Source organism: Aureispira anguillae, from assembly GCF_026000115.1.
Taxonomy (GTDB): Bacteria; Bacteroidota; Bacteroidia; order Chitinophagales; family Saprospiraceae; genus Aureispira; species Aureispira anguillae.
Genome location: NZ_AP026867.1, coordinates 946,544 through 969,297, shown reverse-complemented (window position 1 = coordinate 969,297; position 22,754 = coordinate 946,544). Strand labels below are relative to the sequence as shown.

Below are 22,754 nucleotides of genomic sequence, written 5' to 3'. Positions count from 1 at the left end.
CATACTAAACCACGCAGAGCCGAACTCGCTGGTCTATCCCTTTTGAGGGCTGACAGAATAATGTTCTAAAAAATTAGGATTTAATTGCCACAAAGGTAGGTTTTTAAAAAGATGGATACAACCCCTTAACTAAAAGTTAGAAGTTATTCCCCAAAAAATTGTACTCGCCCCAATTATAAAGCAGTCTCAAACACTATTACAGATAGACTTATGTATTATCTATTTTCTTCTCAGAATAGCATTTTTATTCATTATAAAAAAAATGACAAAACGAAAATAAAGCATTAATAGTCAACACTTAAAAACACAATGACAATTACTAAAAATAAATATTTAAAAATAATCAGCCTTTCTGTGAACTTTTTATAGCTGTTTGCTGTTGTAGTAATCGTACAATCATTTTTAAAGAAGGGGAAAACTCTTCTTTTTTTATGCCTATGCATGAGCACTCATTTTTGCTTAATTTTTTACAATACGCTCTACAAATATCCCTTCCTCTGAACATACCTCAATGATATAAACACCAGCATTTGCGGTAACGGTTAGATTCATACCCACACTATCTGTTCTAAAAAGGGTTCCTTCATTATGTGAGCCTCCAGTTGATACTGTTCCCATAAAGAAAGTATTCTGAGCACTCGAATTAACGATCAAAAAGTTAACAAAAAGCAATAAAATTATATATTTTATTTTAACTGAATTTAAATAAGGGTTTAAGATCAATTATAGTGAAGTATTTAACAGATAATACTCCATTGGCTTTCTACACAAAAAGCAAAAAATCAACAGAGTATTGTAACAGAAAAAATTGCATTTTTTCATTATATTTTCTAAATTTAGATGAATATTTCTAGCAATTGAAAACTAAGTTGGAAATTATCAACCTATTAATATAGAATACTCTATACATGATTTAACCCTATAACCGTGTATCCCTTCTATTAAGGTTTCTCTTATAAAAATGCTTGAACGAAATTGTTTCCTAAAAACAAACAACATCTAGGTTTATTCAAATTTTTACTCCAAAAATAAAGTCATAAATAGTTGACTTTTAAACCTTGTATTTTTTTATAGGAAAACTCTTAATCTCCAGTGGTCACGATACTTGCTTTAGGTGATTTACTAATTAATATCGTATGAACACGACAAATATATTATTTGCATTTTTACTCGTTAATATTTGTGCTTGCGCCAATTTAAAATCTATTCAAGAGGAAAATAAAGGAGCACCTATTATTTTTTCTAAAATTCAAGCTGGTAGAACCTATATTAGCCCTCATGCTGCCCCCTATATTCATTTTTCTAGAAATGCTAGAGTCGTAGGAGAACTGCAAAAAAAAGACAAAATATTAATCTATTCAGAAGTTACTTCTTCTACTAACCCATTATTTAAATATACGTTATTTCCATACCAAGGAGATAATTGTAGGGCTTCCCTAGGAGATTTAAAGACTACGCTTGCATATTTAGATACATCCGACAAAGAATCCTCAGAAGTTTATAATCATCAATTTGAATACAATTCTTACAAAAATAAAACAACCAAAGAAACCCTTGTGAACTTTTCGTGTGCTCGATTGGCTGACGCTGAACTTTTACACGCCATTGATTCAATACGGTTATTCCATGAAAATACTCCTGTTGATTCAATGGGTATTTTCTTAAAAAATATACTGATTGCAGCAAATATTAGAGATAGACTAAATTCAAGTCAAAATGTTATAGAACATTTTGAGGATTCCAGTCAATATATTTTTACTTGTGCTGTCTATGAGAATTCTACCTATTCAGGTAGCCCTATGCAAAGTTCTCTCCGACGTTATTTGCACACAGCTGTCAGAGTAACAACCCAACAAGAGAATCACCTTATTAAATTAGAGGTAGATTCGTTGTATTCGTTATCTGAAATTCATCAACACATTAAGGCCAATTATTATCAACAATCTAATAATTTGGCTACGGATCTAATAGGAGTAAAATGTTTTGATCCCATTGATAATCCCTATTATGTCATATTATATTATTTCAAAAAAGTCAATCCCTAATTTACATAAGTATTAACGTTGGTAATTTCAATAGGTACCTTGCCTGACATTTTGCAACAAGCAAACAGAGGATTGGTCAAATTCATAGCCAGTTAGAATTTGATAAAACGGAACATGCAAAAAATTAGACCTTAATTAGAATACATTTTTGCTGGTTCGCTAAAAATGCTGCTGATAAAAATCAACAACCCGTTCATCTACAAAAATATCTTGTGGACGCAAAGGACGCCTCAATACAATTCCTTCTAAAGTTCTACAACGACTTAGAGCAACATAGGTTTGTCCAAATTCAAAGGCTCCCTTTCCCATATCAATAATAACTCGATCAAACGTTTTTCCTTGGCTTTTGTGAATCGTCATGGACCAGGCCAAACGCAGTGGATATTGGGTAAATTTTCCTACATTCTCCGTTTCAATTTCGTGTTTTTCATTGATTTTGTGCTTTACAACATCCCATTCAAAAGGCTCAACATTGATGTAACCAATTGTTCCATTGGGTTTTAAAATAGCCACTTTGATTGCATCTTGTGTCAAGGCATGTACCTTACCAACCGTTCCATTAACATAACGCCGTTTAGGATCATTTTTAAGAAACATAACCTGCGCTCCAACTTTGAGATGCAAGGGGGTTTCTGCGGGGAGCACCGATACCGATCCCGTTATTTTGGCAACATAAGAAAAGGTCTCTGTCGTTAATTCTGCCAATTTTTGTTCGTTAATTCGATCTACTTCTGCATTTCTAGCAGATAAAATCACATAATAATCATCGTCGTCAAACCCTTCTATATAGCGTTCGTTTAATTCATTAAACTCCTCTTCATCAATTCGGCGCAAACGGATCGAATCCAACAAACGAATAAAGCGCCTATTGTCTTGGCGATACACCTGCCGAAGTTCTATCATATTAATTTCTAAATCCTTAAAAACAGCTGCTGAAAAGAAATAGGGACTTTCATAATGTTGTTGAAAAAGTATCTTTTCTTCCCTAGATGCTATGACAGGAGGAAGCTGAAACAAATCGCCAAAAAAGATCATCTGAACTCCACCAAAGGGCGCAGGATTATTTCGATTTACCCGCAAAAAGAAGTCAATCTGCTCCATCATATCTGCTCGCACCATAGAAATTTCATCTATAATGATGGTCTCCAGTGCTTGAAACATTTTTCGATTGCGTCTTACCTTTATTTCCTCCTTTTTTAACGGTCTGGGTGGAAAACCAAAAAAAGAATGGATGGTCTGTCCTTCAATATTTAAGGCAGCAATACCTGTTGGAGCTAAGACAGCATTTTTTTTTCGAGTTCCTGCTCTCCAATAACGCAATAACGTTGATTTTCCCGTTCCTGCTTTACCCGTTATAAATAGACAGTTATTGGTTCGCTCCATCTCGTGCAAACAAGCCTTAAAATCGGGATTTAGATCAATTGATTCTTTGTTCAAATCTTTGTTTTTTGATAGAAAAAAATAGCATCTCTACAAAAATAACTACTTCCCAGAAATACACACTATAAGTTAGCATATATTATAGTTTTTGAAGTTTTAATCCTTTTTATTACCAATGCTTCGTTGACCTAAGCATACGAACTGTTAATCTTTTCATTATGAAACAAATAACGAGTCAACTATTATTATTTTTAGTTACTTATTTATATTATTGCTTTCCCTTATTTAAACACTTTTTATCACCCCAATCCCCCAATCCAAATTTATGAAAACATTACAATTAGTTATTCTATTATTACTCAGCATTACAATCCATCTACACGCACAGCAAAATTACTATGTTGCAACCAATGGTAGTGATTCAAATGGCAACGGCTCAACAAATAGCCCTTGGGCTACCATTACTCATGCCTTAGACAACGCCACTGACGGCAGTACAATCTGGGTAAAAGCAGGCACGTACAATGGGCGTATTCGTATTAGAGGATCATTTCCAATAGGTATTTTGGTCAAATCAGAGTTGCCCTATCAAGCCAAACTAAGGCATAATTCTACTGTTATGACAGCTTATTCCCATTCTAGTGGCTGTCACGGAATGACGTTTGACGGCTTTGATATTGCTCATAGTGGTGCTAATTCAGCTCCCCTCGTGATACATATTGATGGGAATGGCAATGGAGCCGTTCATGATATTGTTTATCAGAACTGCATTATACATGACAGTTATAACAATGATTTGGCAAAAATCAACAATAGCTGCTACAATATTACATTGCAAGGCAACCTATTCTTTAATCAAACTGGAAGCGATGAACATATTGATGGAAATAGCGTTGAGAATCTAATCATTCAAGATAATATTTTTTTGAATGATTTTGCTAGCAGCAATCGCAACAACAACAATACTACCAGCAGCTATATTGTCATTAAGGATAGTAATGGGAATAGCGATTTGTACACAGGCTCTCACAATATAACAATCCGCCGAAATGTATTTCTAAACTACGAAGGTAGTTCAGGTACTAATTTTGTGCTGGTTGGCGAAGATGGCAACTCTTTTTATGAGGGCTATGACGTAATGATTGAAAATAACTTAATGCTGGGGAACAGCAACAATTATATGCGTGCACCATTTGGGGTTAAGGGAGGCAAAAATATCATATTTAGAAATAATACAGTGACAGGAAATATGCCAAGTAATGCCTTTGCCTTTCGATTGAATACAGAAGGAGATAATCCCAACAACGATAGCATTTATATCTATAATAATATCTGGTCTGATCCAACAGGCACTATGACCGATTTTTCGGATTGCCCGCTTACAGAAACGGACTATTTTGTACTGGATAATAATATTTATTGGAATAACAATGCTTCTATTCCTTCTTCACTGAATGATTTAATTAATTATACAGATGACTTAAATCGCCTACAAAACGATCCCTTATTGAGTGATCCTAGCAATTTGGTTGTCCCTCATTACAACGCTACCAATAACCAATTTAACGATGGCTCAACAACGATTCGAGAAGCATTTGAAAGCCTAGTTCATAACTATGGCACCCCTGCTTCTAATAGTCCTGTTATTAATGCAGCAAATTCCAATCAGGCTCCCTCAGAGGATATATTGGGGCATGCTCGTACAAACCCAGATATTGGTGCTGTAGAATACGATCCTTTTTCTAGCATTTCCTCTATTAAATCGCATTCTTTATTAAACATTTTCCCCAACCCGTCCCTAGGCGGTTTCTACTTCAGTTATGAAAGTAGTGCAACAGGAGAACTAGCGATAACAGTCTACACGATAGATGGTCGTATGATAAAAAGTGAGACTCAGCTTAAATCTACACAAAAGATAACAGGATATTGGGAGGCTTCTTCTATCCCTGCAGGGCTTTATTTACTAGAAATACAAAACAGTAAAGGGGAAAAATCAAGCAAAACAGTTGTTATTAACTAACCCTATCGTATAATGATTGGATAATTGGGAATTTCCAATTATCCAATCATTACTTAAGCAACTAAGCATTTAATTTGTTTAACAATACTTTTTCTGCGGCTAAAAAAGCCGCCCATTGATCGTCTCTAAGGTATCGATTGCGAGTAATTTGATTGGGGGGAGATAGTGCCACAAGTTTTTTATAATAGCTTTTGGCCAAAGCATAGTCCTTATAATAATCCACTAAAAGAGTAACCATTGTTACCAAACGATAAGGAGACTCTTTCAGCTCAAGGGATTGTTTGTACAAGTCCAAGCCCTTCTCATACTGTTTTCGAATATCGATATAAAGTTCCCCCAAATTACCAATTAACCAAGGGTTGTTGGGTTCTACCTCTAAACCTTTGAGGTAAGCTTCTTCTGCTTTATCGTGATTCTGTTCAATATTCCAAAGATAATCCGCCCAACTATTCCAATTAGATCCAGATTGAGCATCAATTTTAAGCAATTTCATCAACAAAGTTTTAGCCTCCTTTTTATAAGCAGCGCCATCCATTCTAGTCGTACACAAACTCGCCAAATTACGCATGTGCAAGGTAGAATTGGGATGTACCGTTAAAGCTTTTTTGTAATATTTATAAGCCAGTTCATATTCACCTGTATTGTCATAAATCAGCCCTATATTATTCAAGGTTGCAGATGAATTGGGGTTGATGCTTTCTATGGTCAAATAGTGCTTTAAAGCCTCCTCATAGCCCTCTTCAGATTTATCTAATAAGAACGCCAAATAAAACAAATTGTCTTCGTGTGTGGGGTTTGTTTTTAGTACAATCCGATAATAAATTTCGGCTATATCTAAGTGCTTTTTAAAGGTCTGATGCAACTTTTTGCCAACGAGATAATAATTTAAACTATAAGCTGCATTTCGTTCAATTAGTGCCTGATAGTCTGCTCGTACATTTTCGTGATCTTGCACCAATCGACGTACTTTAGGCGTGTAACGATAAATCGTAGGAACTATTCTAAATACATCAAATCCTTTTTCCCACTGTTCCATTTGTCGCCCAGAGTACTTGGCTTGAAGGACTTGTTCAACATCGATTCTTTTTTCCAAATCATGGTGCAATTGCCAAATTAAGATCAATTCCCTACAAAGCAAAGGAGTTGCTTCTTTGTGATTTTTTAAAATCTCTAATCCCAACGCTACATTCGTATCATTTGAACTCAATAACAAACGAGATAAATTTTCTAATTCGGTTAAAGTTAGTTTTGCCATTGTCGTTTTCGCTTATTCAAGTAATGAAATTGCTTGGGGGATACTATTATTTGATTAATTAGCGGACTACTATAAATAATAGTTCGTTGATGACCTTCGGTGCTGGCAGCCCTGTTGGCGCATTGCACCAAGCTGCTTGTGCACTATATTACCTAGTTTTGATTTTTTTGTCAAAAACGCAAAAACAAGCAGTTATATCCAACTCATAACCAGCACTTTAACTAAAAAAAATAAAACTACTAAACTATTAACAATCAATTGAATACATTTTCCCAACGAACTAATAATATATAAAGATAACTAGATTTTAAGACAACAACTAACGATTATCACGAATAGATTTTATGAGCAGAGAGATGTTCTGATTTTTCTCTTTAGCAAAAACGTACATCCTTGGAAAGGCTGTTCGTCTTTTGATGATGATGAACGTAGTGAACTGCGTGTGCTTGTAGCAAGGGCTACAAAAGACTAGCATAGAGAAAAAGGCTATATCTATCCATGCAACTTTATTCGTGATAATCGTTACTATAGGATAGTCTTTTTTTTGGTGGGTATTCAACAATCATTCCCCATTACAACAGTTCCGATTTTCTACCGCTCCTTGCTTTCTATGCTTAAGCGATTAACAAACAACTTATCTTTTCAAAACTGCTAAAAAAACGGTATCTTGCCAACCTTCTATTATTTTTTTATCCATCATTTCATCTTCATTGAAATGATTAGTCATTCAAATCAATGCATAAATTATATCTCTTTTTCTTCGTCAACCTCCTAATTACCCATCAAATAAGTGCCCAATATAGTCATCAAGATGTCTTTGCTGGACAAACGGGAACGGTATTGACAACCAATTTACGTTTAAACTACAAGCCGACAAGTTTGCCCTCTTATGGACAAGCGAGGGACAATATGTTTAAATATGTTTATGAAGAAAACGATACCATCACTTGCGTTTATACGGGTTTGAAACGTTATCTTCCCCCTCTGGCAGACCCAACGACAGCAATGACAGACAACAACAGCACCATTAGCGTTAACACAGAACACACCTACCCTCAAAGCAAAGCGATTAATTCGGCTGGAAAAAGTGACCTTCATCATATGTTCCCTACCCGTTCTGCGGCTAATAATGGGCGTGGATCTATTCCCTTGGGCGAAATTGCTCCTAATGATGTAGACAAATGGTATTTTGAGGCCAATACCTTAACTTCTGCCCCTCCTGCCAATGTATTGCCTTTGCACAGCAAACAAGACAATGGTATTTTATTTGAACCTAGAGATGACCACAAAGGAAATGCTGCAAGAGCTATGTTTTATTATTATACAATGTATAGATCCGAAGCAGATGCCGCCGATCCTAATTTCTTTCACCTTCAAAAAGCCACACTTTGCCAATGGCATTTGGATGATCCTGTTGATAGTTTAGAATGGCTACGTACTTCTAGAATTGCTCCTTTTCAAAACAATCGAGTCAATCCTTTTGTAATGGACTGTACGCTTCCTCAACGTTGTGGTTATTGTGCCACAACTTGCAGCCCTCCCAATGCCATTAGCAAACAAGAAAGCATGGGGCTGGAATTATTGGATAGCTATCCCAATCCATTTCAACAACAAACTACCATCAGCTACCAATTGCACCGTACGCAACAAGTTGTATTAGAAATTTATAACAACTGGGGGCAAAAAATAGAAACATTAGCTGCTGAACAGCAAGCAACAGGTCTTTATGAATATACTTTTGATGCGAAGGATTTAGCCAATGGCATCTATTTCTTTAAATTAACTTTAGAGCAAAATGGTCAAGTGGCTAGCTTTTCAAAGCCTTTGGTTCTTGCTAAATAATGACGGTTGTATTTTTTAATTGTCTATATTAACATTACTTTTCACCTATATACAGGACAAAAATTATGAATCTACCTGTAACAGCTATAATTTTTGTCCTGTACTCAGTACATAATCATGAAAAATAGTTTATTTATTTTTTTCCTTTACTTGGTCGCAATAGCCTGTAGCGCTGACCCCTCTCAAAGTGCATTTCCTAAACGCTTGCCAGTTGATAAGAGAGCCGAACAAGAAGCCGCCACTCAACAAGCAGCAGCAGTGCACTTAGAAACGACCATCAAAAGTGCCACTACTCAGAAAGACAAAATTGATGCAGGGCTACTAGATGGTTCGATTAACAATTATACAGTCCGAGATGGAGATGAGGCCTTTGTTGCAGAATCAACTACTTATTACAAAGAAGAAGAAAAGCTTAGCCCCTATAAAACAAAAATCATTTATCTTACGGGAGGTTTTATTGATGTTTATTGGTTGGCAGACAACATTATTTGGGTACACAAAGAGGATTATGATTATTTATTCAACAATGAGGAGTTAATTGCTGTTCTACAAAAAGGAATTGCTGTAGAAGGAAATGAAATAGACAAGCAAGAGGTTGCCAAAATTCCAGCCTTAGCAAAAAAGATCATTAACAGCCCACTCCCAACAACAGAATAAGATGAAACTAACACTTGGCTATTCTCCCTGCCCCAATGATACCTTTATTTTTGATGCGATGGTGCATCATAAAATTGATACAGAAGGGCTAGAATTTGAGGTTCAACTCGGAGATGTCGAACAACTCAATCAAAAAGCATTTGCAAACGAGCTGGATATTACCAAACTCAGTTACCATGCCTATGCCTATTTGATCAATTCCTATGCACTACTTACCAGTGGCTCTGCCTTGGGTAATAATTGTGGTCCCTTATTAATTGCCAAGACAGCCATTCCAACAACAGAATTAGCGACTAAAAAAATTGCCATTCCTGGCAAATATACGACCGCTAACTTTTTATTGAGTCTTGCATTTCCTACCGCACAACAAAAGGAGGAAGTATTGTTTTCTGACATTGAGCAGCAGGTGCTCCAAGGGGAAGTTGATGCTGGATTGATTATACATGAGAATCGATTTACGTATCAAGATAGAGGCTTGGTCAAAATTATTGACTTGGGAGAATGGTGGGAACAAACCACTCAGTTGCCAATTCCTTTAGGTGGTATTGTTGTCAAACGTACGTTGCCTTTGAATCTGCAACAAAAAATCAATCGTGTATTGCGCAGAAGCATAGAATTTGCCTTTGCCAATCCCCAAGCAGCACTTCCTTATATCCAGCAACATGCTCAGGAAATGAGTGCAGCAATTGTACAACAACATATTAACCTATATGTAAACGATTTTTCTATTGATTTAGGAGCCAAAGGAAAAGCTGCCGTTGAACATCTATTTCACACTGCTATTCAAAAAGGATTAATTGAAAATAATACCGTCAATATTTTTATTGACTAATTGGTTATAAACAATATGAGTGATACCTATCTAACCATTGCCGAGCCAAGTATTGGAGAATACAAAGAAAAAGGGAGTAAGTTTTTGGCCTACACTTTTGCTGTTTACTCAGAGGAAGACGTAAAAAAGCGTTTAGAAGAAGTAAAAAAGGAGCACTTCAAAGCTAGACACCATTGTTATGCCTACCGAATAGGTTTGGATGGCAAACGTTTTAGAGCAAATGATGATGGTGAGCCTTCTGGAACTGCTGGACGACCAATCTTAGGGCAAATCGATAGCTTTGGCTTATCCAATGTTCTATCGGTGGTGGTGCGTTATTTTGGAGGAACTAAGTTAGGAACTTCTGGGCTCAAAAGGGCTTATAAAGAATCGACTAAAGATGCTTTTGAACAGGCTGATATTATTGAAAAAATCATTGAAGACCAATTCCATATCATCTTTGATTATGTCGCAACTAGTGATGTTATGAATTATCTTAAAAATGAGGGGTTTACAATTCTTAATGCTGTTTATGAAGAAAAAACAACCTTGACCGTTACCATCCGTCAAAATGATATCGCTAGATTCAAAGAAAGCCTAGAAAAGATTATAGGAGTAAAAATTGAATCTATATAGGTAAAGTGTTTACAACCGTAATTTTTGTTGCGCTACATTTTTACGAACTAGGTCATAGTAGTTCATTTCTATTTCCTCTATTGTTTTAACAATCGAAGTAATGCTAACCGTCTTGACCATGCCCCTATCCATAATCAAATCATTTTGAAGATCTCCCATTCCTGCATGATGATGAAAATTCAAAATATTAGTCCTCGTTCTCACAGGATAATTTTCTAAATAAGCAGCAAACCACTGTTGGCGCAAAGCTTTTATAGATGCGGGATATAAGGTAGAAGAAGACCAAATATAAGGTTGTTGGGCATTTAATTGTTTTAAATATTTTTGCTTCTTATCCCAACGAAACTCCCATAGCGTCCCATGCTCATAGACCACCATTGTAAAAGGTTCTAATGCTTCAAAAGTATAGTGCTCTACAAAATCTTTTAAGAAGGTATAATCCAGAAAGTCCAACAACATAAGCCCCCTACTTCTGGCAGAGGGGACATATTTATTTTGCACAAAAGCACCATTCAATAAGCTAACCACTCTCCCTGCCTGAGTTATGCTAATCCAAGTTCCACCACTCAGCGGCTCCTGTGGGTAAATCCACTGTTTAGTTGTATTTTGCACTAAACCTGAAGCCGTACGAAGTGGCGATTCGTCTCGATTTTGAGTCCAAATGAAGGCTTCTTTCTCAATTGGTATATAGGTTAGCGTACACATCTAAACTACTTTTGCTTCTTCCAATAAAATTTGATGTTCAAAAAGTTCTTTTAATCGCCCATCATGCGTTACAATCAATAAGGTTGCATTAAAGTTCTTACTTTGCTCTAATAGTAATTCAACTACTTCCTTACAGTTTTTATCGTCTAAACTAGAAGTAGGCTCATCTGCAAGAATAAGCACAGGATCATTAATTAATGCCCTAGCAATAGCAACCCGTTGTTGTTCTCCCAAACTCAAATTTTGAGGTTTTGATTTGATCTTATCGCCTAAATTGAGCTTTGTTAGAATATTTCTAATTTTTTCTTTGTCTTGCTTGGTTCCTGCCAAATACTGCGCCGTCAGCAAATTTTCTTCGACGGTCAATGCTTTGACTAAATGCGACTGTTGGAAAATAATCCCAATGTGTTGCCCTCTAAAATGATCTAAAGCATCGCTACTCATTGCAGAAATAGCTTCGTTTTGAACAATAATTTCACCACTATTCGGTTTTCTCAAACCTCCTAACAAATGCAAAAGCGTTGTTTTTCCACAGCCTGATTGCCCCAAAACCAGCCAATGCGAGCCTTGTTGACAGTTAATGTCAGGAAATTGAAACTGTTGATTGGTAGAATATTCAAATTTCAGATTTGTCGTCCGTATCATAATAATAATTCTCTTAACATTTAAAGTATAGATAAAAGTACAAAAAAAGGAGATGCCTAAAAGACATCTCCAATTTTAATTCGTTAAGATAGGGTCAATTATTCGACAATAACCTTTGTGGTCATTACTTTTTGCCCAATAATAAATCGTGCTAAGTAAACCCCAGAAGGATATGTTGATAAATCAATCTCATAATTTTGTTCTAACGTCTCACGTGGAGCAAAAGATTGCAATACTTTTCCTGTCACTCCCATGATTTCTAATTGAACAGTAGTTGTTTCTTTTAAGGTCATATTTACCCATACTTTATCCGCTGTTGGATTAGGATACAATTTGAATGCCTCTAAAGATGGAATATTGTTCACAAAATCAGGCAATTTGTAAGGCACTACAATTCCAGTCAATACTTGCTGACAACCTGTTGTAATATCCGTAACTGTTACATCATAAGAACCTGCCACCAAACCAGTAATGTCATCTGAAGTTGCTCCAGTATTCCATACATATTGGAAGTTTCCTGTTCCGCCTGTTGCTGTAATTTCAATTCCTCCTGCTATGGCTAAAATCTCAGCATGGATAGTATCTACTGTAATTACAATTGGAGTAGCTCCTGCCACTGTTGCTCCTACTGTAGAAGTACAACCATTCGCATCTGTAATCGTTACCGTATGAGTACCTGCTGAAGCATTGGTCAAATCCTGAGTAGTTGCTGCTGAAGGAGACCAATTATAACTATAATTAGGCGTACCACCTGCTACTGTAATATCAATCGTTCCATTGTTGCCATCACAAGCAATACCTGTTCCATTAACATTAGCAAAAAGAGCAGTAGGCTCTGTTACTTGGAAAGTAGCTACATAAGCACAGTTAGATGTAGTACCACTATCGGTAACTGTTACCATATAAAAACCACCATTAAGACCTGTTAAGTCTTCAGTTGTTGCAGTAGTATTCCATAGGTAAGAGTAAGGTCCCGTTCCACCTGTTACGGTCAAATTGATAGCGCCATCACCAAAACCACCACAAGAAACATTTGTGATTGCATTGCCAATATTCGGCGTTGGAGATACCGTAACATTTACAGTATCCGTATCGGTACAACCATTAATATTCGTAACAGTAGCGGTATACATTCCAGAAGTAGATGCTTCTATAAATGCCGCTAAAGAGCCATCTGACCAAACTAAAGAAGTAGCAGGAGAAACGGTTACTGTTGGAGTAATTGTAGCAGCAGAACCACCACAAATGGTTTGATCTGCTCCTAGATCAACATTAATACCTAAAGTATCAATATTTACCGTTGCAATTGCTCTAGGAGAATTACAACCTTGTATTTCTGCGTAGTACATTGTATTAGCCGTAATTGTTCCTGTTGTAAAAGCATTGCCAATATGTACCAAATTACCACCCGTTGGAGCATCGTACCAAAGAATTGTTGCTGGTGCATAGCTAGCTGTTGCAGAAATGGCTGCTGTATTTCCATCACAAACCATTGTATCTCCTGTCATTGACAGTGCGATTTGATTACTTGGAGGAATATTTAATGTAATGCGGAAGGTATCATTCGAAGGATTTAAATCTGCACTAGAAGAAACAATAACCTCAAAGTTAAATGTTCCCCCTGCTGCTGTATTAATTGTCCCCATGTTAATTTGTGCTGTTGTAGCAGGTAAAATTGATGGTTGCGTAGTGTTGAATGTTGCCGTTGCATCACCTGATACATTGACCGTTACCACAGAACTAATTAGGGCATTAAAGCCAATGTTAGCGATCTCAACAATTACGTCAGCAGAAGGATCTCCACAACCACTAGGAGCAACCAATCCCACTGCCATTGCATCATCAGCAATTACAATATGCTCATCTGCTCCAATATCAGGAGCCGTACCCATTGGACGAGTTTCTCCATCAAAATCTTCCAAAATTGGGATTAACAAACCAGCAACTCCTGCATCAACAGGCAAGGCAGCACTTACATGCAAACCGTTTACAAAACCAGGGTTTCCTGTTACAGAGTTGGCTCCATACCCCGCAGGGTTGGTTTGCCAGTTGGCTAAAGTAGCATAAGTTGGAGTACCATATTTTACAGCATCACCATTACCTGTTATAGAATAAAGGTTGTAATCCATCCCTGCCATACTTACATTGTCAAACGAAAAGAAACAAGTTCCTGTAGCGGTTTCCATAATGTTGTTACGGAAATCAATGTTCAAGTGATTATCCAAGAAACAAGTACGATTGCCTCCTTTGAAGGTATTGTGAGAAACCTGAATTAAATTCACATCTCTAATGTACAATGCTTCATCGTTTGATTCTACCATATTGTTGGCAATTAAACCACCTCGACAAGGATCATTAAACCCACCAAATACCGCAATACCATAATCCAACGTTGTAATTTCATTGCTTAGAATCGTAAAGTTTCTAATGTCAAATAACATGACAGCATCACTACCACCAGCTAGTATATCATACACTTTGTTGCCGTTAACAGCAAAACTATCTTGTTCATCGGCATAAATACCATAATCCTGAGCATCGTGAATCATGTTTCCAATAATTTGGTTTCCAACATTTTCAACGTTAGTCGCTCCCCCTTCAAAAATAACAGCAGAGATACCACCTCTAATATCATTTCCTGTCAGTAAAGTATGATTGGCATTATTACCCTCTGTAGCACTTCCTGTACTAGAAGTATAACTCCCTGAAGCCAATACTCCAACTACATTCGCTAAACTAGAAGAAGAAAGTACTGTAATTGTATTATTTTCTAAGGTATTATAATCGGCTGAGTTTGTCAATAAAACACCATAAGCTGTATTGGTTCCCGTATTTTCTATTGTAAAGTTTTTGATGGTAAAATGATCTACACCATCCAACAATAAAGTAGCTGCTGTATTTACTCCAAAACCATTGTGTGTTAGGATAGCATTAGCAGCATTTAATCCGTCAAAAGTAACTGTATTTGTTGCACTAGCACCAGGTATTTCGGTCAATATCCAAGGTCCAGTATAAGTTCCTGCTACAAATTCCATGGTAACAGGACCATTAACACCACAAGTCATCAAGGCATCTATGGCATCCGCAGCCGTCACAAAATCAGATGTAGTGTGCCCTACGGAATAAGTACCTGCCAAACCAGGGCATAAATTTAGATCAAGCGTATCATTACTAGGGCGTTCATCGGTTACTCCATTTGGCTGAGTAGTCCAAAAACGTAAACTAGTTGTATTTTGAGGGAAGTTGATATTCGCCAAGATCATATTAGTTGTTCCTCCAACAGGAACAGGGGCACCAGTATACGGAACCGATACCTGAGCAACACCACCTATCTCCCATTCAACAGAAAAAGAGGCTAAATCACTAATTCCATAGTTGGTAACTACAATTTCTACAGGCGCAAAACCACCAGTTATAGGAAGGCTTGGGCTTGCCAAATCAGAGACCCCTGCATCGTTAGCAGGAGGAGTAAATTCATCTGCTCCAATATCAACCGAAGTAGCTCCTATTGCAGGTCTAACATCGCCATCTATATCTGTAGTAACAGTAGTAACGACACCTTTATCATTCAAAAAGGCTCCATCCACATGCAAATCAGTTGGACTATTAAATTGAGGCATTCCTTCTAGTGAATTTTGGTCATAACCATATAATCCATTGGTTTGCCAATCTGCTAAATCAGTAAACGTCCCTCCAAAATCAATCAAATTAGGATTGGCAGGATCGGTATAGAATACATTGTTGTCCATCCCTAGCAAAGGAGATACAGAAAATGTTTCAAAAGCAAAGCTAGTCAGACCAGTACTAACAAAAATGTTGTTTTTAATATCTATTGTATTGTCAAAATTAGACCAAGTACAAGCTGTAACCGCTGAGACAATAGTATTGTGATAAAAATCCGTTGATCTTGTCGTTACCATATAAATACCTCGATCTCCTGTAGATTGAACCATATTATTGGCAACTAAGCCTCTACGTTGAGGGGGCATTTGAGAATTAGAACGATTCATATAAATACCATAATCCTCTGCTCTAATATCATTTCCAACTACATCATAATTGTTGCTATAGAAAGCGTATACTCCGTAGTGGAAAGTGCTAGGAAAATCATGAATATAGTTTCCTTCTATAACTAAAGAATCCTGATAATAAGAATAGACACCATAGTTATCCGCATCCGAAATATCATTGTTTCGAATTGTATTTCCTACATTAAAACTTGAAGTAGATTGTCCACGCAATGAAATTCCTCGATCTGCACCTGTAATAACATTTCCTTCAATTAAAGTATAATTAGCATTATTACCACTTGATCCAACAGAATTTGGACTAGCAGTAGCCACAATTCCCGCTGTGTTAAAAGCATTGGTGCTTGGCATTTGAACACGGTTGTTCAAGATTTGATTATAATTTGCGGTGTTGGTCAATAAAACACCCCAACCTTGAGAAGTAGACGTGTTTCCCAAGACAAAATTTTGAATGGTAATATAATTTGCACCATCTAAGGTTACAGCAGCACCACCATTAACGATAATGCTCGCAGTTTGGCTAGAACCATCCCATGTCACAGTGTTTGTAGCACTAATACCAGGAATAGCTTGATCTAACACCAAAGAAGAAGTATACGCCCCTGCTTGCACTTGCATGGTAACAGGTCCGCTAACACCACATGAGTACAAAGCTGATAAAGCATCTTGAAAGGTGGGATAGTCAGCAGTAGCCGTACCTACCGTATATACTCCTGATAGTCCCGTACAGAAAAATGCCTCTAAGGTGTCATTTCCATTTTCTGGATCTGGTAAATTATTAGGATTACTTGTCCAAAACTTTAGTGCAGTAGTACCAGCAGGAAAAGCCGTACCAGCAGATAAATTAACTGTAGTACCTGTTGATTGAGCCAAAGTAGGTCCTGTAAAAAGTACAGACGGTTGTGCAACTCCTCCCATTTCCCACTCTACCGTTACGGTGTCCAAGGCATTGTTTCCAAAATTATGTAGAGTAACATCAATAGGATAAGTCCCAGCCGCCGCTCCTGTTACTGGAGACAACATGGCTGTTATCCCTGCATTATTGGGCAAAGGAAGAGAACCTGTTATAGATACATCATCAAAAGAAAACCCATCTGATGCTGTAGGAGAAGAAGCAGGAAAGTTATCTTCCTGACCAAATCGAATTTGAAAAGTTGAAGTTATTGCCTGCCCAGCAGTTTGCATCAGTGCATCAATATCTAATACCACCTGTGCATATTGCCCTACAGCGGGTCTATTGGCATACAAATCGTATACCTGCACCCATGCATTAGAAGAACTTCCCCTCATCCATACACGGTCATTAGGGCTGCTTTCTTCTCCATGGTTAGAATACCAAAAAGTCAATTCCAAATCATTAGAACCGCCATAGTTTGACAAATCTAGGTTCGCAATTAAATAATTGGTAACGGTAGCACCAGAAGTGCTCCGATCTAAGGTAATGGCACGACTTCCTCCATGATAAAATCCAGCCCCTGCATTCGTTCTTAAGCGCCCTGAAGGACCAAGCTGTCCCTCCCAAGAATAACCCGTCCCTGTCAATCCAGGAATGGGATTTTGGCTAGTCGTATAAGTTGCTGCCGTTGCCCCTTCAAAATCTTCGATCCAAGGTAATGACAACTGCCCGATCGTATCATGCGAGCATAAAAAAAATACAACTAGGGCTAGTAATTGTATTTTTTCAAATCTTTTAATAAACAAATTCATAACTTAGGTTTTTGTACTACATGTTAATAAATAGTTTATTGATTAGCTATGCTTTTTCACGAGGTTAATACAGCACTACTTGTATACTTTTATTAAAAACAAATCATATTTATTTAATTACCAACATTTTAAAACAACATTAATCTAAATTATAGTTTTGTTGGCAACCAATTCAATATAACGCTTCAATAAACTAATGTTAATAGTAAAATTCATTTTTAATGGTTAGTAAAATTAACGGTTTTTATGGTTATAACAAATTTTTAACACTTTAAAACTCATTAATTCAATAGCAATCAAACATTTCTGTACATAATTTTATATCATTCTTTCATTTCACAAAAAAAAAGAGATGTCAATTTGTTGACATCTCTTTTTTTCATATACCGTAAAAGGATTTTTACTCTACAATAACCTTTGTGGTCATCACCTTATTCCCAATCACAAATCGAGCTAAATAAACTCCAGAAGGATAAGTTGATAAATCAATCTCATAGTTTTGTTCTAAAGTTTCACGTGGAGCAAAAGATTGTAATACTTTTCCTGTCACTCCCATGATTTCTAATTGAACAGTAGTTGTTTCTTTTAAGGTCATATTTACCCATACTTTATCCGCCGTTGGATTAGGGAACAATTTGAATGCATCTAAAGATGGAATATTGTTCACAAAATCAGGCAATTTGTAAGGCACTACAATTCCAGTCAATACTTGCTGGCAACCTGTTGTAATATCCGTAACTGTTACATCATAAGAACCTGCCACCAAACCAGTAATGTCATCTGAAGTTGCTCCAGTATTCCACACATATTGGAAGTTTCCTGTTCCGCCTGTTGCTGTAATTTCAATTCCTCCTGCTATAGCTAAAATCTCAGCATGGATAGTATCTACCGTAATTACAATTGGAGTAGCTCCTGCCACTGTTGCCCCTACTGTAGAAGTACAACCATTCGCATCTGTAATTGTTACGGTATGAGTACCTGCTGGAGCATTGGTCAAATCCTGAGTAGTTGCTGAAGTAGACCAATTATAGGTATAATTAGGCGTACCACCTGCTACTGCAATATCAACTGTTCCATCGTTACCATTACAAGCAATACCTGTTCCATTTACATTGGTAGAAAGAGCAGTAGGCTCTGTTACTTGGAAAGTCGTTACATAAGCACAGTTAGATGTAGTACCACTATCGGTAACTGTTACCGTATAAGAACCACCAGCAATCGCTGATAAATCCTCAGTTGTTGCAGTAGTATTCCATAGGTAAGAGTAAGGTCCAGAACCACCTGTTACGGTCAAATTGATCGCACCATCACCCAAACCGCCACAAGAGACATTTGTAATTGCGTGTCCAATATTTGGTGTTGGAGATACGGTAATATCAACGGTATCTGTTCCTACACAACCATTGGCATTAATAACTGTTGCAGAATATTGTCCGCCTACATAAACATCAATAAATGCAGCTTGTGAACCATTTGACCAAGTCAAAGAAGTAGCAGGAGAAACGGTTACTGTTGGAGTAATTGTAGCAGCAGAACCACCACAAACCGTTTGATCTGCTCCTAGATCAATACTAATACCTAAAGTATCAACATCTACTGTTGCAATTGCTCTAGGAGAATTACAACCTTGTACCTCCGCATAATACATTGTTGTTGCACTCAATGCACCTGTACTGAAAGAAGGGCCAATGTGTACCAAATTACCTCCTGTTGGAGCATCGTACCAAAGAATTGTTGCTGGTGCATAACTAGCTGTTGCAGCAACAATCGCTCTACTACTATCACATACAATATTGTCTCCAACCATTGACAAAGCAGCTTGGTTGCTAGGCAAAATAGTTACAGAAACATTAACCGTATCATTAGAAGGATTCATATCTGAACTAGAAGAAACAATAATCTCAAAGTTAAATACTCCACCAGCATCTGTATTGATGGTTCCCATATTGATCTGCGCTGTTGTTGCAGATGCAATCAATGGTTGTGTTGTATTAAAAGTAGCTGTTGCAGCACCTGATACATTCACTGTTATAGGAGCACTAAGCAATGCATTAGAACCCAAGTTAGCAACTTCAACAATTACATCAGCGCTGGTGCTTCCGCAACCACTAGGAGCTACTAAACCTACTGCCATTGCATCATCAGCAATTACAATATGCTCATCTGCTCCAATATCAGGAGCTGTACCCATTGGACGAGTTTCGCCGTCAAAATCTTCTAAAATTGGAATTAACAAACTAGCATCTCCTGCATCAACAGGCAGAGCAGCACTTACATGCAAACCGTTTACAAAACCAGGGTTCCCTGTTACAGAGTTGGCTCCATAACCCGCAGGGTTGGTTTGCCAGTTGGCTAAAGTAGCATAAGTTGGTGTACCAAATCTTACAGCATCACCACTACCTGTTATAGAATAAAGGTTGTAATCCATCGCTGCCATACTTACATTGTCAAACGAAAAGAAACAAGTTCCAGTAGCAGTTTCCATAATGTTGTTACGGAAATCAATGTTCAAGTGATTATCTAAGAAACAAGTACGATTGCCTCCTTTGAAGGTATTGTGAGAAACCTGAATTAAATTCACATCTCTAAGGTATAATGCTTCATCGTTTGATTCTACCATATTGTTGGCAATCAAACCACCTCTACAAGGATCATTAAACCCACCAAATACAGCAATACCATAATCCAAAGCCGTAACTTCATTGCCTAAAATGGTAAAGTTTCCGATGTCAAATAACATCACAGCATCACTACCACCTGCTAGTATATTGTAGATTTTGTTGCCATTAACAACAAAACTATCTTGCTCATCGGCATAAATACCATAGTTTTGAGCATCGTGAATCATGTTTCCAATAATTTGGTTTCCAACATTCATAGAATCACGCTCTCCCCCTTCAAAAATAACAGCAGAAACACCTCCACTAATATCGTTGTTCTTAACCACATTCCAAGTTGAGTTATTTCCTTCTGTTGCAATCCCTGTACTGTTAGAATATCCCGCAGAAGCCAAAACAGCAACTACATTGGTCAAACTAGGTCCAACAGGAACGGTAATATTGTTGTTTTCTACTGTATTATGACTTGCATTATTAATAAACAACACGCCATAAGCAGTATTGGTACCTGTGTTTTCAATGGTAAAGTTTTTGATGGTAAAGTATTCTGCAGCATCCAATACTAACGTTGCCGCTTTATCTACGCCCAATCCATCATGAACTAAAATTGTATTTGTTGCATTCAAACCATCAAAAGTAACCGTATTGGTTGCACTAACACCTGGAATTTTACCAATAGACCAAGGACCAACATAAGTCCCTGCTTGGAATTCCATAGTAACAGGACCATCTACCCCACAACTCATCAAGGCATCCATAGCTTCTTCTACCGTTGGGAAATCAGAAGAAGGGTGTCCTACGCTATAGGTTCCTGACAAACCAGGGCAAAGCATTAAATCTAATGTATCATTTGATAAATCCTCGTCTGTTTGTCCGTTTGGTAGTATCGTCCAAAATTTCATATCTAATGATGAAGCAGGAAGGTTAACATTCGCTAGCAACATCGTAGCTTGGTCACCAGGAGCAATGCTAGTTCCTGTATAAGCAACAGAAGGTTGCGCTACACCAGCAACTTCCCATTCTACCGTAAAAGAATTTAAAGGAGAAATACCAAAGTTAGTTACCTCTACTTCTACAGGTGTAAAACCACCCGTTGTAGGAATAGTAGGCTGAACCAAAGCTGTTACACCAGCGTCATTTGCCGTAGGCTGCTCAATTAATACATCATCGATATACATTATCCAGCCATCTAAGCCGCCATTAGGAATATGAAATGCAACGTAAGCATTTCCAGTAAACGCATATAGATCAACTAAAACCTCTTCATAGCTTGTTTCTGTAGATGTATCTACCAATACTACGTTTGTAAAATCCGCAGGATCATTTCCTGTTGTTGAGACCAAAACTCTAAAATCATTTGGTTCATTGGTAGAATTACAGCGATGTTTAAACCTCAAACGTTCTCCTCCAGTTAATACTAATTCTGGAGAAATTAAATAATCATCATTTTGACCATTATTAAAATCGGTTCTAATTGCAGCACACTCATCGCCTTCAAATGGATTGGTTGTATAATCCATATCCCAAGCATCCGCATCTGCATTTTGGTTTACTACTCTCCAACAATTTTGGGTTGGAGAAGAAGAGTTAAATCCTTCCCAATAAGGAAAAGTTGTAATTGCTAAACATTGAGTAACAAAAGTCGCAGGACCAGCCGCTAAACTAGTATCTCCAGAACTACATATACTATAAACATAGTAGTCATAAGTAGTACTTGGAGTTAGTCCAGATAAGGCATGAGGATTGGTTGCCGTTGTTACTGATGTTCCAGATCCTAGAGCAAAGCCAGTTGGCCCATATTCTATAATCCAATTGGTAGGGCTACCGCCAGCAGCTGTCCATCCAATGTCTGCTGATGTTGCTGTTACACTAGTCGCTGTCAAACTCCCAGAAGGATCACAACCGCCACACTGATGTGTAAAAGCCAATCCAATAGTAGGACTTGGTCCATCAGAATAAACCTGAGCGCCCCCAGTTGAGATTTGATAAGTTACTTCATTATCATAAGAACCAGAATTGTACGTAAACGTAACAATATCAAGGTTATTTGCGTTAAAAGTAACTTGACCAGTAGATCCTGTCGGTAACGTGTAATTGGCAAAGAGTGAACCATTGATGTTCACGTCTATGCTTGCGCCATTCCATCCATCACCAAAGGAATCTTGCAGATCAATCACATAAGTACACTGACTAGAGGCCGAGCAACAAAAACTCACCAATAAAAGTAAACTAAAAATGTATTTCATGATTAAACGTTTTGAATACAACCAATTTATAAATTGATTGAAGGGGTAAAAAGTTGCTGTAATAAAATATAATTAATTGGTTAAAATTTTAAGGTAGTACTACCTTAGTATTTGACATGATTTTTGTGATTGCCCGTAAAAGTACCCGTTTTTTATTTT

General features: G+C 37.2%; 13 protein-coding genes. 6 read left to right on the top strand and 7 right to left on the bottom strand.

The genetic code is table 11. The annotated features are described in order from the left end of the window. Window positions 1-459: 459 nt before the first annotated feature. Window positions 460-618, bottom strand: a complete 159-nt coding sequence (locus tag AsAng_RS03445; protein WP_264791388.1) for a hypothetical protein — start codon at window positions 616-618, stop codon at window positions 460-462. 518 nt (window positions 619-1,136) lie between these two features. Here AsAng_RS03445 and AsAng_RS03440 point away from each other — a divergent pair. Further along, window positions 1,137-2,045 (top strand): hypothetical protein, encoded by a 909-nt coding sequence (locus tag AsAng_RS03440; protein ID WP_264791387.1) that lies wholly within the window; start codon window positions 1,137-1,139, stop codon window positions 2,043-2,045. Window positions 2,046-2,204: 159 nt separating this feature from the next. Here the strand turns inward: AsAng_RS03440 and AsAng_RS03435 are convergent, their stop codons facing one another. Beyond that, entirely contained in the window at window positions 2,205-3,482 is a 1,278-nt protein-coding gene (locus AsAng_RS03435) for an ATP-dependent DNA helicase (RefSeq protein ID WP_264791386.1), read from the bottom strand. Window positions 3,483-3,750: 268 nt separating this feature from the next. Here AsAng_RS03435 and AsAng_RS03430 point away from each other — a divergent pair, with 268 nt between their 5' ends. Beyond that, on the top strand, window positions 3,751-5,445 hold the full coding sequence (locus AsAng_RS03430; RefSeq protein WP_264791385.1) for a T9SS type A sorting domain-containing protein: 1,695 nt from the start codon (window positions 3,751-3,753) through the stop codon (window positions 5,443-5,445). Window positions 5,446-5,506: 61 nt separating this feature from the next. Here AsAng_RS03430 and AsAng_RS03425 read toward each other — a convergent pair whose 3' ends face one another. Continuing rightward, window positions 5,507-6,700, bottom strand: coding sequence for a tetratricopeptide repeat protein (locus tag AsAng_RS03425; protein WP_264791384.1), 1,194 nt, complete (start codon window positions 6,698-6,700; stop codon window positions 5,507-5,509). Window positions 6,701-7,435: 735 nt separating this feature from the next. Here AsAng_RS03425 and AsAng_RS03420 point away from each other — a divergent pair. From AsAng_RS03420 to AsAng_RS03405, 4 genes are all read left to right on the top strand, one after another. Then, window positions 7,436-8,542, top strand: coding sequence for an endonuclease (locus tag AsAng_RS03420; protein WP_264791383.1), 1,107 nt, complete (start codon window positions 7,436-7,438; stop codon window positions 8,540-8,542). A gap of 117 nt (window positions 8,543-8,659) precedes the next feature. Next, window positions 8,660-9,199 (top strand): hypothetical protein, encoded by a 540-nt coding sequence (locus tag AsAng_RS03415; protein WP_264791382.1) that lies wholly within the window; start codon window positions 8,660-8,662, stop codon window positions 9,197-9,199. 1 nt (window position 9,200) lies between these two features. Continuing rightward, window positions 9,201-10,031, top strand: coding sequence for a menaquinone biosynthesis family protein (locus AsAng_RS03410; RefSeq protein ID WP_264791381.1), 831 nt, complete (start codon window positions 9,201-9,203; stop codon window positions 10,029-10,031). Window positions 10,032-10,046: 15 nt separating this feature from the next. Continuing rightward, window positions 10,047-10,646, top strand: coding sequence for an IMPACT family protein (locus AsAng_RS03405; protein ID WP_264791380.1), 600 nt, complete (start codon window positions 10,047-10,049; stop codon window positions 10,644-10,646). A gap of 9 nt (window positions 10,647-10,655) precedes the next feature. Here AsAng_RS03405 and AsAng_RS03400 read toward each other — a convergent pair whose 3' ends face one another. From AsAng_RS03400 to AsAng_RS03385, 4 genes are all read right to left on the bottom strand, one after another. Next, window positions 10,656-11,351 carry an NRDE family protein gene (locus tag AsAng_RS03400; protein WP_264791379.1) on the bottom strand — a complete coding sequence of 232 codons (696 nt, stop codon included), beginning with the start codon at window positions 11,349-11,351 and terminating at the stop codon, window positions 10,656-10,658. Then, complete coding sequence (locus tag AsAng_RS03395) at window positions 11,352-11,996, bottom strand: ABC transporter ATP-binding protein (protein WP_264791378.1); 645 nt, start codon at window positions 11,994-11,996, stop codon at window positions 11,352-11,354. Window positions 11,997-12,094: 98 nt separating this feature from the next. Then, the gene (locus tag AsAng_RS03390; protein WP_264791377.1) at window positions 12,095-17,731 is read right to left on the bottom strand and encodes a right-handed parallel beta-helix repeat-containing protein; all 5,637 of its coding nucleotides are present in this window, start codon (window positions 17,729-17,731) and stop codon (window positions 12,095-12,097) included. Between the two features lie 400 nt (window positions 17,732-18,131). Then, window positions 18,132-22,595 (bottom strand): T9SS-dependent choice-of-anchor J family protein, encoded by a 4,464-nt coding sequence (locus AsAng_RS03385; protein ID WP_264791376.1) that lies wholly within the window; start codon window positions 22,593-22,595, stop codon window positions 18,132-18,134. Window positions 22,596-22,754 lie beyond the last annotated feature (159 nt).